Raw genomic sequence first — 12,745 nt, 5'->3', positions numbered from 1 at the left:
GTCGCAGGTCTGGCTGCGACGCGATTCAGTTGATTACATGGAACGAATGGGGAAGAGGCCCAGGAGATCCAGGACGTTTTCTAGTACAATCTGGGTGGACTGTACCAGGAACAGGCGGGACTTTTCTTCGGCGGAACCGAGAACGCGGTCTTCATGGATGAACTTGTGGGCAGCTTCTGCAATTTCCAATGCGTACTGTGCGAGAACACTAGGCTCGTCGCCGGCTACTGCACCGAGAATCTTTTCGGACTTCTTGGAAAGCAGGTTGATGAGGCTGTAGGCGGCGTCATCGCTGAGCTGTGCGTAGTCGATTTCAGACAACTTAACGGTATAACCGGCCTTGCGCATGATGCTGCAGAGGCGAACATGTGCGTTCTGGACGTAAGGACCAGTGTCGCCTTCGAAGCTCATGACTGCATCCCAGTCAAAGCGGACATCCTTCACGCGGCTGTTCTTCAGGTCGTTGAAGGTGAGAGCGCTAATGCCGATCTGGCGGGCAATCAGTTCCTTGTTTTCCAATTCCGGATTCTTGGCGTCGATGAATTCCAGAATCTTCTTCTGGGCAGCATCAATCACATCGCGGAGAAGGCTTGCAGTACCGGTACGGGTCTTGCCCTTTTCCCACTTGCCGTCCACCAGCTGGAGGATCACGCCAAAGGGAATGTGGTACATGTTGGTGTACCAGTCGCGGCCCATCTTCTTCAGCACGTGGAAAACTTGCTTGAAGTGCAGAGCCTGACCCAGGTCCACAACGTATAGGCACTTGTCGAAGTTGTATTCCCTCATGCGGTAGTCGGCTGCAGCCAAGTCGCGGGTGGCGTACAGGGTAGAACCATCGCTCTTGCGGATAAGGCAGGGGTTCAGGTCGAACTCATCCAGCATCACCACGTCCAGTTCGTTGGACTTGATCATCAAATTCTTTTCGCGGAGTTCGTCAAGAATTGCGGGAATCTTGTCTTCAAAGAAGGATTCGCCGGTGTAGTGGTCAAAGCCTACGCCCATCATGTCGTAGATGCGCATCAGTTCCTTGAGGGTTGCTGCACGGAATGCGGTCCACAAGGTGCGGTAGAATTCGTCTCCCTTTTCAAGCTTGGTAAAGGCGGCGCGGGCTTCATCTTCAAGGCCCGGCTCTTCCTTGCTGGCCTTGGAGAAGGCTGCATAAAGGATGTTCAGTTCCTTCACGGTAAGGGCGTCGAGAGTGGCCTGGTCGGTAGGAAGCTTTTCGCGGAGGTACATCACGATGAGCTTACCGAAGGCGGTACCCCAGTCGCCCAAATGGTTGATTCGTTCAACCTTGTAGCCTGCTGCCTTGTAAATGCGGGAGAGGCTGTTACCGATCATGGTGGAGCGGAGGTGATGGAATGCCAGTTCCTTACCGATGTTGGGGGAACTGAAGTCAATGCAGACCACCTTGCCGTTGGATTCCTGATGACCATAGGCGAGGCCCTTGGCGTCAATTTCTTCCAGGGTGGACTTGGCCAGGTAACCGCGGTCGATAAAGAAGTTCAGGTAGCCGTTTACGGCTTCAACCTTGGACAAACCAGAGGGAAGCTTTACCTGGGCGGCCAGTTCCTCGGCAATCATCTTCGGAGCCTTGCGCATCACCTTTGCAAGGGAGAAGCAGGGAATGGTGAAGTTGCCGTGGGTGGTGTCAGGCGGCACAGAGATAAGCTTGAGTGCGGCTTCGGCCTCGAAGGAGCCCGTTGCTGCCAGAGCATTTGCAATTTCTTGCTCAAACGAGTTCATTGTCGTCTCCAGACTTCTTGCTTGTGGTCTTCATGAAGTCGTTTTCGTCCAGTTCAACGATCTTGCCGTCGGAATACAGACGGTCAAGGGAAATTTCTTCGCGCTTTTCTTCTTCGAACAGATGAACCATCAGGTCTAGGCCTGCATCGAAAACGGCCCAACGGACGCCTTCCTTGTATTCCACGCCTACGGTGGGGAGCTTGCGAGCCTTGAATTCCTTGTGGAATTCGTTCAAGATTGCCTGCATCTGGGCTTCGCTTTCGCAAGTTGCTACCAAGAAGAAATCGGTAACGTCCTTGATACCGCGAAGGTCGATGAGTTGTACGTTCTGGGCGCGGAGTTCAAACAGAATGCTTGCTCCGAGCTGGATGGATTCCGGCAGGTTTTGCTTTGTCATTTTGAATCTCCCTGTTCGGGTTCTATGATTTGTTTAAAGTCTTTTCCTATGTATACGGCTGCATCAACCACGGCTCTATTGCTCTTGACGTACATGATATTGTTTGTCTTGAGCGCTCTTGCTAGAGCCTGGGCTCCTTCCCATTCCGGGTTTCGCAGCACGATAATCGTTTCTTCGTAATTCTGCAGCACATCGTTTCGAGAACTTACGATGTCAAAACCGTTCTTTCGGAGGTAAGCTCTCATCTTGGCTGCTGCACCAGACATTCCGCAACTGTTCAGGACTTCTACGTCGCCCTTGTAGGAGCGAACTTCCTGCACCTTGGGCTCTACAACTTCTTCCTTGCAGCCCAATAGAGTTAAACAGAATATAAAACAGATAAACAGTCGCATCAGCGGTACAAGATAGAATTTCTCCAAGGCCTGTAATAACCGCCGTAGTAGCGGTAAGGCCCATAAGCCTTAAATGCGTCCCTTTCGTTGACGATCATCAATCGGAAACTGGTATTCTCGGTTGGCTTATACTCTAAGGTGATGTCGGGGATGACTACGTCCACGTTCCCCTGGCGGACATCTTCCTTGGCTATAGGAGTATTAAACCGAAAGTTTGAGTACAGGGGCATCCAAAGTCCGAGATCAGCGTAAAGATGGAGATTCGGTGTGAATTCGTAGGCCAGGTGGGCCATGTAACTTTGCTGGGCGAAAGAACCGAAAGTTCCGCCCATGAAACTGACGGAATAGGTGTAGGCCACCTTTAGTGCTGGGTCGAAGGTTTCCTTGCGTACAAGTCTTTCGGGGTCGAAGTGCTCTCTGTTCCAGGGAATACCTTCGTCTACAATGACGACAATGGTGTCTTCCCGGACGGTGCTGGAATCTATAATCGAAGTGGGCTGGGTCATTGCTGCTGAATCGGGTCCCGTTGCGCCTTGCGGAATTTCCCCTGCTGCAAAAAGGGCGCTGGCAAGGAGCAGCGTCATTGCGGAGACGATGGAGATGATTCCGAACTTCATGATTATGAATATAGAAAAAGGAACGGTTCAAGGCCGCTCCTGTTCAATACATGATTCTTTTGTTTTCTTGACCGCTGGAAGGTCGACTGCTAGATGATTTCGTTTTTCTCGTTGACGTGAACAACGGTGGGCTGCCAGTTCTTGGCTTCTTCCGGAGTCATGGTTGCGTAGGCCACGATGATGACCAAATCGCCGGGCTGAACTAGGCGGGCTGCTGCTCCATTCAGGCAGATTACGCCGGACTTGGCCGGTCCTTCGATGACGTAGGTGTCGAGACGAGAACCGTTGTTTACGTCTAGAACGCCGACTTTTTCGTAGGGAAGAATGCCTGCTGCATCCATCAAGTCGCGGGCAATAGTAATAGAACCCTGATAGTTCAGGTTTGCATCAGTTACAGTTGCTCGATGAATCTTGCTTTTAAGTAACTCAAGCTGCATGGTCTGCGCGCTTAGAACTTAACGTTGAGGAACCCTGTGACACCCATGCCTGCGTTTTCGTGAGCCGGGGTGGGGATGATGCCGTAGCTAAATCGGTTTGCATCCGGGTTGCTGTCCCACTGGGTGCTGAAGAAGGCGTCTGCGAAAGACCAGATGTGTGCGCCTGCCACGAAGAGCAGACCGTACCACCAGGCGGAACTTCCGTCAGCTGCCAAATAAGCGGTTGCACCAACGCTAGTTACCCAGAGAGCGTCAATCCAGATTGCCTTCATGGACTGACTGGTCTTCCACTGGTAGAGAGAGGGTACAACGAGAGAAAGGTATGCGTACTGCTGGTCGCCGGAACGGTTGCGGTAAGAACGGTCGATGTCTGCATCTTCAAGACCATTAGAACGCTGGGCCAGCCAGTCTTCTTCAGAAATACCCAGCTTTTCCCAGGGCTTCTGAATATATTCGGAGGGGCGAACGCCGAGCTCAACAAGGCGAGTCAGCTGATCTCTGGAGATGCCTTCTTGCTTTGCCTGCTGGAATTCAAACTGAGTAAGACCCATTTCTTCGTAATCGAAGCCCTTCCATTCGTCGTCGGAAGCGGTTGCCTCACCAGCTTCGGCCTGATCGGCGTCGGTGTTGTTGGCAGCTTCGAATTCTTCGGCGGTACCAGGTTCGTTGCCGTAAGAGTCTTCGGAAGATTCGTCGTCAAACTGGGCAAACACAAATGACCCGCAAAGGAGAACCATCGCCAATGTTTTGCACCACTTTACCATCAATATATCCTTCTTCCTTTAATGCCGGGGGAGGGAATCGAACCCTCACAGAGTCACCTCTACCGGATTTTGAGTCCGGCGCGTCTACCAATTTCACCACCCCGGCTTGGGGTTTAACTAAATATAGAAAGTTTATGTTTTTTTTGTAGAGCGGAAACGGAAAAATTCGGCTTTTTCTGTAAATTATTTTTTAGAAAGAGGCTGAAATTCCACTTTTAAGGGGGCCAAACGCTTAGCTCCGTAGTCTACCGCTGCTTCTTTTGTCTGGAAATGACCGGTTTGCACCAGGTACAAAAGCTTCTCCCCACGGGGTTGCTCTACGATTGTCGCAGTAACATTGTTCTTCTTTAGGGTAGATACCAGCATGTTGGCATTGTCCTTGACGCTGAATGCGCCAAGCTGGAGAACCCAGTATTCCTCGGAAGGCTTTTCCTGGGGTTGGGGGGCTGTGGACACGTTCTGGGCGGGGGTTGCCTGGGCTGTGGCGGAGGATGCGGGGGCAGCTGCGGAAGAAACCGGAGCCACGGACGAAGATGAAACTGCTGGAGCGGTGTTAGCAGGGGCAGGGCTAGATGTGGCGACTACGGAATCTGTCTTGGGTTGTGGGGTTGTAGAAGAGGTTGTCGTCAGAGGTGCGGCCTGGGGGACGGTTGCCGGTTGAACCTTTGCCCCAGGATTGTCCAACATGTTGCAACGTTCTACCAGCTCGTCGGAGTGGTACTTGCTCTTGACCGCCTGGCATACCTTCTGCAGAACAACGTACTGGTTCGGCTGGGATGTCTCGATGGCGTGGATCAGGGATTCGGCCGCCTTGTCGTATTTACCGAGATAAAGACGGAATTGGGCACTGGTCATCATCAGGTCTGCGTACAGGGACTGCTGCGGATTGACTACCTGGATAAGGCTGTCGAGACGCTTGCCTGCTTCCTTGAAGGACTTTGCGTCACCGGTCTGGGAAAGGGCAAGGACGTTCCACAGGAGGCATTCGTCTTGCTTTTCCTTAGGTTGCATGGGGCAGGCGACGCTGTATGCTGCAGCGGCTTCTTTCCAGTTACCTGCTACATAGGACTTCTGGGCGTTTGCCAATGCTGTTGCTGCAGGGCTGGCTTGAGGGGCGGTGGGTGCTGCGTCGGTTTGAGATGCCGTTGCAGCGGGATCCTGAGCGTTTGCGCAGATTGCGGATAATAGAATTGTTGCCAGGGTAAAATGCTTTCCGATGAAATTCATTCTAATGCCTATCAAATATAATCCGGTATGATTTGTCGCTGTTAGTCCAACAAAGTTCCGCGTAAAGTCCATCCGCGGATGTCGTCAATCTTTACCTTCACGTAGTCGCCGGGCCTCACGATGCGGCCTTCGGAAGGCTTGAAGATTACCTTCTTGAAGTTGTCTGTCTTGCCCATGAATTCGTTTTCGTCGCGGCTGGAGCAGCCTTCCACAAGGAGCGTCTCGGTGCGGCCGATCATCAGCTCGTTACGCTTCTTGGTGATGCCGTTCTGCAGTTCCACCAGACGGGTGTGGCGGGCCAGCTTTTCTTCGGCGGTAAGGGTTTCCGTTTCCTTGTAGGATTCGGTGCCCTTTCGCGGGCTGTAGATAAACATGAAGGCATTATCGAACTGGCAGGCTTCAAAGGCCTTCATGGTGTCTTCGAAGTCCTGGTCGGTTTCGCCAACGAAGCCGCAGATCACATCTGTAGAAATTCCGTACAGCGGGTCCTTGCTGCGGAGCTGCTCGATGACGCTCATGTACTGTTCCATGTTGTGCTGTCGGCGCATCTTCTTCAGCATGGCGTCGCTACCACTCTGGATCGGAATGTGGGCGTAGTGGCAGACCTTGGGATTGTTCAGCAGTACATCGATCAGTTCGTTGGTGTAGTGCCTCGGATGGGGGCTGGTAAAGCGGATTCGCTGAATGCCGCCAATCTCGGATACGCGGGTGAGCAGGTCTGCAAAATTGTGGTCGCCGTTCTTGTAGGCGTTTACCGTCTGGCCCAAAAGCATGACTTCCGTGATGCCCTTGTCTGCGGCCTTCTGAACTTCCGTCAAGACGTCGTCCATGTCGCGGTACTTTTCGGGGCCGCGGAGGTAGGGCACAATGCAGTAGCTGCAGCGCTTGTTGCATCCACGCTGGATGGTAACGAAGGTGCTGAAGTCGTGCTTTACCTTGGCGTAATCGCCGACGTAGTTCTGGGTGATGTCTTCGTCCAGGAACATGCGATGGTGAGTCTTGTGCAGCGGGCTATCGGGGCCTGCCAGCAGCAACTCGGGAATATTCTTGTACTGGTCCGGACCTACGACGTAGTTCACCACCTTCAGTCGCTTGAGAATTTCCGGGCCGCGGTTCTTGGCCATGCAACCGCAAACCACCACCTTCAAGTCCGGGTTAGCTTTCTTCAGCTTGCGGTACTTGCTGATGTTTGCAAATGCGGTGTCCTCTGCCTTTTCGCGAACGGAGCAGGTGTTGACGATAATGAAATCGGCTTCGGTAATGTCGCCTGTTTCCATGCAGCCTTCCATGTCCAGCTTCTGGGCAATGAGGGCGGAGTCGTACTCGTTCATCTGGCAGCCGTATGTGGCCAAGTAATATTTTTTCATGGGCGCGGGTATATAAAAGTTCTTTTTCGGATCAAAATTTAGAAAATTTTAGGATGAGGGTTGTTGCGGGTGAGGCTGGTAAGGCGCTTTTCGTGATAAATGGGCTCCATTGGGTTTGAAAGCTGAAATTGAAGAGACGTTTTGGTCAAAATGGGGTACTAAAAAGCTTTTGATTACCCCTTTGGTACCTTGAATTACGAACAAATTAACCGAAATTTGTTGTTGGGGGTGTGTTTCTGCGTGGGTGTAGGGCACTAAATTTGGTGGTGATGTGACATTAGTACCCCGGTGAGACTCAAATAGTTTAATTTTGTTTTGTACAAATTAATTTTTGGGGTACCAAAGTTGTCCACATTAGTTGTTTGGTTCCCTATTTCCACAAAATGCCCGCTGTTTTTCCAAAAATTACTTTTTCAGCATTGAAATTTGTACGTTTTTCGATTAGACACGAGTGTGCCTACGTTGATATATGGACATAAAACCTAAGAGGCTTTATGAACCAGATTGAAAACCTGTCTCCGGATCAGTTTTTGCCGGAAATGCAAAGTAGAGCAGAGAAGCTACTTGCCGTAATCATTGAAAAACGAAAATCTTTGGCGAATGCGCCTGTTGGCCGTTTGCGAGTTGCCATGCATGGAAAACAATGGCATTGCTACCATGTTTCTCCGTCATCGGATTCCAATGGTGTTTATATCCCGAAGGATAAAATAAGATTCATTAAGAGACTTGCCCAGAAGGATTATGACGGAGCCTTGCTGAAGGAACTGGAAAGGCAGCTTTCTCTGATTGAAAAATTCATGAAAGAGTATGCCAAATGTGATGCACTCAAAGTTTTTGAACGACTTCATAAAAATCGTCGTCAGTTTGTGTTGCCGGTGCAATTTTCTGATGAACAATATGCGGTTCGCTGGCTTGCGCTGCCTTACAAGGGCAAATCTTTTCGGGAGGGGGAGCCGGAGTTTCTAACCTCAAAAGGGGAACGAGTACGCTCCAAGTCGGAGATGATTATCGCTGATATCCTTGCGAAATACAATGTTCCTTACAAGTACGAACGCCCTCTGCAAATGAAGGCGGCGGTCGGCAAGCTGATTCCGGTCTATCCCGATTTTACTTGCCTGAACTTCCGGACTCGTCAGGAGTTTTTGTGGGAGCATTTAGGACGTATGGATGATTCGGACTACTCGATGAAAACGGTGATGAAATTGCGCACCTACAGCAAGAACGGTTTTATTCCTGGCAAGAATCTGATTCTTACTATGGAATGCGATGGCATCCCGCTGGATCGCAAGGAAGTGGAAGCCCTTGTAAAAACCTTTTTGCGGTAGACCGCGGCTCTCGTCGTTCGAGTTTTCTTATATTATAAACATGGCTCGTTTCTTCTACAAATGCTTAGGCCGTTTTGCCCTTATGACTGCAGCCGCCCTGTGGGCTGGTTGCGACAATGCTGAGAAGAAAGAATCTGTAAAGGAGGAGCCTGCAAGGGACATTTCTTCTAGCTCCTTGCTGAAAAAAGAAATCAAGGATTCCAAGTATCTTCCTAAACAAGAAAGTATTGTTGTCCAGGGAACTACCGTTCTCTACGGAACGATGCCTGTTGTTGGGGATTGTCTTTATGGTTGTCATACACCGATTGGCGAATCAAAAGCGAAAGGGCTAGTGAAGAAATTGACTGAACGGGATCTTAAATTTGAGGGATCTCTTTCTGGTGAGCAACTATCTAAAATTGTATGTCCACGAACACAAGGCCTTCGCCATATCTACAATAAGTTCTTAAAAAAGAAGCCTGGATTTGAAGGTCGCTTGGTGTTGCAGCTGACCATTGCTCCTGACGGCTCGATAACCAATGCTGTCGTAAAATCATCAATCACTGGTTATGACGATTTTGACGCAGAAATAAAGACGGCTGTAAGTCGTTGGAAATTTGAAAAATCCGACGGAATCACCTCTGTGACCATTCCGTTTGAATTTTCGGAATCGTCGGATAAATAGGGCTGAGCGGCCTATTAAACCAACTTCATCAAATCCTTGATATGCCTGATGGTGTATTTGGGCTCTAAGGGCAAAAGATTTTCGGGACGGCCAAAACCTTCCAGGCAAATAATGCTGTCGATGCCGGCGTTCTTGGCTGCCATCACATCCGGAGTGTCGTCGCCGATCATCACGGCCTTTTCGGGAGCGACATTCAGCTCCTTCAAAATGGCGTAGATGCCGCCGGGGCCAGGCTTGCGTTCCGGTGTGGTGTCGCCGCAAAGGTAGTAGGAAATCTTGTTGTTCTGCGCGGTCCTGCTCAGCAGTCCAAATTTTTCCAAGATCTTTTTTGCAGGTAAAACAGGCTTGTTGGTCAGCATGGCTGCGATCTTGCGACCCGACGAATTGCCGGCACCCTCGTCGCGGCCGTTACTTTCGCAAATCCAGTCGATAAATTCCAGGACACCTTCGTAAGGCACCGTTTCTTCGGTGCAGTGTTCCCAGTAATAGCCGGAGTAAGTTTTCAGGACCTCGTCAACCTTGGCTTCGTCAAAGCCAGCGCCTTCCAAAATGGCGGCGACGGCTTCCTTATCGCGGACGTCTAGATGCTTGATTTCGTCGATGGCTAGATCCTGCTCCTTCGAACCTAATTCAACTAAGGAACTAAAGTTCCTAGTTTCATTTATCGACTCCGCTACGCTCCGCTCAGGATGACACGGGAGGGGACGATTCTCACTTGCTATGGGTTCGCCGGCGGTCTTGCCTGCGCCGTACATAATGCCCGATGCCACGGACCTGCGAATCAGATTCCTGGAGCCGTTCCCGATGCAACTTCTCACGTTGTCCTTGGAAATTTCTTGAATACCGAACTGCCTTAAGGCGTAATTCACTGCCGGAGCCAAATCCCCCAGGCTGTTGAACATGGTACCGTCCAGGTCAAAAATGAACAGTTCCTTTTGGGCAATTAAAGCCTTGATTTCTGAGAGAGGCGTTTTTTCGGCATTAAAATTCATGGCGCCCAAAATAGAAAAAATGTATATTTCCTTCCATGAAAAAGATTTTAACTGCATTTGCTTTCGTTGCTGCTTCTGCAGCATTCGCTGTCGATCCCGTTGTTTTTACCCCGGCAGTTTACCAGATTGGTGAAGTGAACCAGGGAGACATCAAACATTTTGTTTTGAAGGGTGCAAACGTCTCCGGCAAGGAAATTAAGCTTGAAACGGCAATGTGTCAGGGCGTTGGATGTTCGAACTTCAAGTATCCCGCCTCCATTGCTAACAACGGCCCGGTGGTTGTTGAGTTCGATATGGATTTTTCCGAGATGGAAGGCCCTGTGGTTCAAACCGTTGTCCTAGTGGGTGTCGATGGAAAGCCCTACACGGCTTCCATGGAAGGCTCGGTAAAGGCTCCCTTCTTTTTCAATGAGAAGATGTTTGACGCAGGCTACTATACCGCCGGCGAATCCCGCGAATGGTCCTTCTACGTCTGGGAAACCGACAAGAAGGCCCGCCCTGATTTGACTCTTTCTGCTGAGTCTGCCAAGGACTTCGCTATGAAGTCGAAAAATGTTGGCGTAAGCGTGGATGAAAACGGCAAGGTGAGCGAAGGTGGTAAAATTCCCGCTTTGAAGATTACCCTTTCCACCAAGGGCATGTCTCGAAATGGATGGGAACTGAAACAAAAAAGCATTCGCAAGATCGTCTCGTTTAAGAGTAAAAAGTTCCCCAAGGCTGCTCCTGAGGTGCTGGTTATTGGCTATTGGAAGTAAAAAGGTGGCAAAAATCAACTTTTTTAAGGATTGAGCCTTGCAAAACGCTAAATATTAACTACCTTTGGTCTACTCTTTGAAAAAAGACCTCGGGATGTAGCTCAGCCTGGTAGAGCGCTTGAATGGGGTTCAAGAGGTCGCTGATTCGAATTCAGTCATCCCGATAAAAAAACTCGCAACGAAAGTTGCGAGTTTTTTTGTTTAATCTCGGTTCAAGCTTTTGTTGTAACTAAGTCGATTCCTTAAAGGGAGACGGGTCGTTGCTGTCGGTCGTTTTTGCGGGCTCGCGAATCATTTCCATTGCCTGGGTGTCGCTAACCTTTTTGGCCTCGGCCATCTCGATGGCTGCGGCTTCGTAATCGGCTTCTGTAACCCATTCAGGATTCCAGATGACCACCTGGTTACGTCCACCTTCCTTGCCCTGGTACAGGGCCTTGTCTGCCAGCTGGATGCTTCGGTCTGCTCCCAGCTTGTGGTCAAACCTGGCCACACCCAAAGTGACGGTTACGTTGATGATGTGGTTGGCGTAATGGACGGACATGGTCTCGATTTGATGGCGGAAACGTTCTGCAACAACCTTTGCTCCGTCAAGATCGGTTTCGGGCAATAGGGTCAGGAATTCTTCACCACCGTAACGGGCCAGAACATCGTACTTACGCAGCAGTCCTCGAATAGTTTGCGCCACGGACCTAAGGACAACGTCGCCGCAGGCATGACCGTAGGTGTCGTTGATTGCCTTGAAATGGTCAATGTCGATAAAGATAAAGCAGAACGGCTTGTGAGTTCGCTGGCTGCGTTCCATTTCGTTGACGACGGTTTCGTTCATGTCTCGACGATTGGGAAGGCTTGTCAGTTCGTCGGTTCTGGATATAAGGTCCAGTTTCTTGTTTGCAAGTTCGAGTTCCTGGGTACGTTCCTTCACTTCCTGTTCTAGCATGTTCCTGTGGGCGTTCAGCTCACGGAGTTGCCTTTGGATGGTGCTGTGCATCAGGTTGAATGCCTTTGACAGCATTCCGATTTCGTCCTTACGGCGGCCCACATGAATCTGTTCTACATCCATTTCGCCTTCGGTGATTCGGCGGATGTGGTAGGTTAGACGATTCAGCGGAAGACCTAGCATAAAGAACATCCATGTGGCAACGCCAAGAATAATGACGATTGCCGCAAACAGAATGACCAGGCTTCCCTGCTGTACGGACGCCACTAAGCCGTCGATTTCGCTTTTGGGCTGGAAGGTGAAAATACCGAAATCGTAGTTGGGGTCGTAGGCGTAGTTGACCAGGTAGAAGTTGTCGTCAGAAAGCTTAATGAATTCCGCCTTCTTTACATTGAAGTTTCGAGGATCCAGTTTTTCCAGACCCAGCTCGGTGATTTTATGGATTCCGGTGAGCCAGCGCTTCAGGTCGGGGTGGTAAAGGATTTCTCCCTGGGTATTGATTGCTACGATAAAGCCGTTCTTGCCGATTTTGTTGTCGGCAAAGTTCTTCCACAATCTGCGTAGTGTGAAACTGGCGATAAGGCTTCCGTCGCCAACGGCACGGTTGGAAATATTGATTCCGAAGAGTCTTTCCGGGGCGGATTCATTGCTGCTTCTGAACCACGGAGTGATGTACGGACGATGCGGTGTAATGCGTGAAAAATCAATAGGGTATTTTGAGTCGGATACGACTCCCACCATGGAATTATCGCAGATGAACTGGCCTTGCCTGTCGTAGATGGAGATGTTTTCGCCAGAAATGAAAAGAGAGGATATGTTGTAACTTTTCAGGTAACTGGCGGCGGTGGTCGGGTCCATGCTCTGGATTTCAGAAGTCTTGGCCAAAAGGGAAAGCCTGTCGCCAAACTGCTTCATTTCGTTGCTTGCGGTTGCGGCGATTTGACCAAGCTGTGCTTCGTTGTTGTTGAAGCTCCATTCCAACATGAGGTCCATTTGTTTTTTGGCGAAAATGTAAATGCCGCCTGTAACCACCAGACTCATGCTGATGGTAAGCATCAAGATGGACTTGAAAATAATACTTCTTGAAAATCTTAGGATCAAAGAATCGTTCATACGAAAAACCTT

Annotated in this window: 13 protein-coding genes and 2 tRNA genes; 4 read left to right on the top strand and 11 right to left on the bottom strand. The window is 50.1% G+C overall.

Annotated features, from left to right (window positions below):
* Positions 1-33 precede the first annotated feature (33 nt).
* The 9 genes from argS to miaB form a co-directional block, all read right to left on the bottom strand.
* On the bottom strand, positions 34-1,746 hold the full coding sequence (argS, locus tag MJZ26_01560) for an arginine--tRNA ligase (protein ID MCQ2104454.1): 1,713 nt from the start codon (positions 1,744-1,746) through the stop codon (positions 34-36).
* Positions 1,733-2,143 carry a ribosome silencing factor gene (gene rsfS, locus MJZ26_01555; protein MCQ2104453.1) on the bottom strand — a complete coding sequence of 137 codons (411 nt, stop codon included), beginning with the start codon at positions 2,141-2,143 and terminating at the stop codon, positions 1,733-1,735. Before rsfS ends, argS begins: the two co-directional genes overlap by 14 nt.
* On the bottom strand, positions 2,140-2,496 hold the full coding sequence (locus tag MJZ26_01550) for a LytR C-terminal domain-containing protein (GenBank protein MCQ2104452.1): 357 nt from the start codon (positions 2,494-2,496) through the stop codon (positions 2,140-2,142). The genes rsfS and MJZ26_01550 overlap by 4 nt, the downstream gene beginning before the upstream one ends.
* Positions 2,497-2,534: 38 nt before the next feature.
* Complete coding sequence (locus MJZ26_01545) at positions 2,535-3,152, bottom strand: hypothetical protein (protein MCQ2104451.1); 618 nt, start codon at positions 3,150-3,152, stop codon at positions 2,535-2,537.
* An 89-nt stretch (positions 3,153-3,241) separates the two neighbouring features.
* The gene (locus MJZ26_01540) at positions 3,242-3,589 is read right to left on the bottom strand and encodes an aspartate 1-decarboxylase (protein MCQ2104450.1); all 348 of its coding nucleotides are present in this window, start codon (positions 3,587-3,589) and stop codon (positions 3,242-3,244) included.
* Positions 3,590-3,600: 11 nt separating this feature from the next.
* Entirely contained in the window at positions 3,601-4,353 is a 753-nt protein-coding gene (locus MJZ26_01535) for a hypothetical protein (GenBank protein ID MCQ2104449.1), read from the bottom strand.
* Between the two features lie 22 nt (positions 4,354-4,375).
* Positions 4,376-4,459 (bottom strand) — tRNA-Leu (locus tag MJZ26_01530).
* A 77-nt stretch (positions 4,460-4,536) separates the two neighbouring features.
* Entirely contained in the window at positions 4,537-5,580 is a 1,044-nt protein-coding gene (locus MJZ26_01525) for an SPOR domain-containing protein (GenBank protein MCQ2104448.1), read from the bottom strand.
* Between the two features lie 41 nt (positions 5,581-5,621).
* Positions 5,622-6,947, bottom strand: a complete 1,326-nt coding sequence (gene miaB / locus MJZ26_01520) for a tRNA (N6-isopentenyl adenosine(37)-C2)-methylthiotransferase MiaB (protein ID MCQ2104447.1) — start codon at positions 6,945-6,947, stop codon at positions 5,622-5,624.
* A 494-nt stretch (positions 6,948-7,441) separates the two neighbouring features.
* Here miaB and MJZ26_01515 point away from each other — a divergent pair, with 494 nt between their 5' ends.
* Positions 7,442-8,272 (top strand): hypothetical protein, encoded by an 831-nt coding sequence (locus tag MJZ26_01515; GenBank protein MCQ2104446.1) that lies wholly within the window; start codon positions 7,442-7,444, stop codon positions 8,270-8,272.
* A 40-nt stretch (positions 8,273-8,312) separates the two neighbouring features.
* On the top strand, positions 8,313-8,936 hold the full coding sequence (locus MJZ26_01510) for a TonB family protein (GenBank protein ID MCQ2104445.1): 624 nt from the start codon (positions 8,313-8,315) through the stop codon (positions 8,934-8,936).
* 14 nt (positions 8,937-8,950) lie between these two features.
* Here MJZ26_01510 and MJZ26_01505 read toward each other — a convergent pair whose 3' ends face one another.
* Positions 8,951-9,928: an HAD-IA family hydrolase gene (locus MJZ26_01505; protein MCQ2104444.1), complete on the bottom strand. Its 978-nt coding sequence runs from the start codon at positions 9,926-9,928 to the stop codon at positions 8,951-8,953.
* A gap of 35 nt (positions 9,929-9,963) precedes the next feature.
* Here MJZ26_01505 and MJZ26_01500 point away from each other — a divergent pair, with 35 nt between their 5' ends.
* Complete coding sequence (locus MJZ26_01500) at positions 9,964-10,683, top strand: hypothetical protein (protein MCQ2104443.1); 720 nt, start codon at positions 9,964-9,966, stop codon at positions 10,681-10,683.
* 90 nt (positions 10,684-10,773) lie between these two features.
* A tRNA-Pro gene (locus MJZ26_01495) sits at positions 10,774-10,847 on the top strand.
* Positions 10,848-10,912: 65 nt separating this feature from the next.
* Here MJZ26_01495 and MJZ26_01490 read toward each other — a convergent pair.
* Positions 10,913-12,733 carry a diguanylate cyclase gene (locus MJZ26_01490; protein MCQ2104442.1) on the bottom strand — a complete coding sequence of 607 codons (1,821 nt, stop codon included), beginning with the start codon at positions 12,731-12,733 and terminating at the stop codon, positions 10,913-10,915.
* Positions 12,734-12,745: the final 12 nt, after the last annotated feature.

This window comes from Fibrobacter sp. (genome assembly GCA_024398965.1).
GTDB lineage: Bacteria > Fibrobacterota > Fibrobacteria > Fibrobacterales > Fibrobacteraceae > Fibrobacter.
Note: the sequence above shows the minus strand (reverse complement) of the source record. Positions and strands in the feature narration are given on the sequence as shown.

Excerpts from the sequence above, each read along its gene's own strand:
- miaB (MCQ2104447.1), bottom strand. The coding sequence starts at position 6,947 with ATGAAAAAATATTACTTGGCCACATACGGCTGCCAGATGAACGAGTAC.
- argS (MCQ2104454.1), bottom strand. The coding sequence starts at position 1,746 with ATGAACTCGTTTGAGCAAGAAATTGCAAATGCTCTGGCAGCAACGGGC.
- MJZ26_01510 (MCQ2104445.1), top strand. The coding sequence starts at position 8,313 with ATGGCTCGTTTCTTCTACAAATGCTTAGGCCGTTTTGCCCTTATGACT.
- MJZ26_01535 (MCQ2104449.1), bottom strand. The coding sequence starts at position 4,353 with ATGGTAAAGTGGTGCAAAACATTGGCGATGGTTCTCCTTTGCGGGTCA.
- MJZ26_01525 (MCQ2104448.1), bottom strand. The coding sequence starts at position 5,580 with ATGAATTTCATCGGAAAGCATTTTACCCTGGCAACAATTCTATTATCC.
- MJZ26_01500 (MCQ2104443.1), top strand. The coding sequence starts at position 9,964 with ATGAAAAAGATTTTAACTGCATTTGCTTTCGTTGCTGCTTCTGCAGCA.
- MJZ26_01545 (MCQ2104451.1), bottom strand. The coding sequence starts at position 3,152 with ATGAAGTTCGGAATCATCTCCATCGTCTCCGCAATGACGCTGCTCCTT.
- rsfS (MCQ2104453.1), bottom strand. The coding sequence starts at position 2,143 with ATGACAAAGCAAAACCTGCCGGAATCCATCCAGCTCGGAGCAAGCATT.
- MJZ26_01515 (MCQ2104446.1), top strand. The coding sequence starts at position 7,442 with ATGAACCAGATTGAAAACCTGTCTCCGGATCAGTTTTTGCCGGAAATG.
- MJZ26_01505 (MCQ2104444.1), bottom strand. The coding sequence starts at position 9,928 with ATGAATTTTAATGCCGAAAAAACGCCTCTCTCAGAAATCAAGGCTTTA.
- MJZ26_01490 (MCQ2104442.1), bottom strand. The coding sequence starts at position 12,733 with ATGAACGATTCTTTGATCCTAAGATTTTCAAGAAGTATTATTTTCAAG.
- MJZ26_01540 (MCQ2104450.1), bottom strand. The coding sequence starts at position 3,589 with ATGCAGCTTGAGTTACTTAAAAGCAAGATTCATCGAGCAACTGTAACT.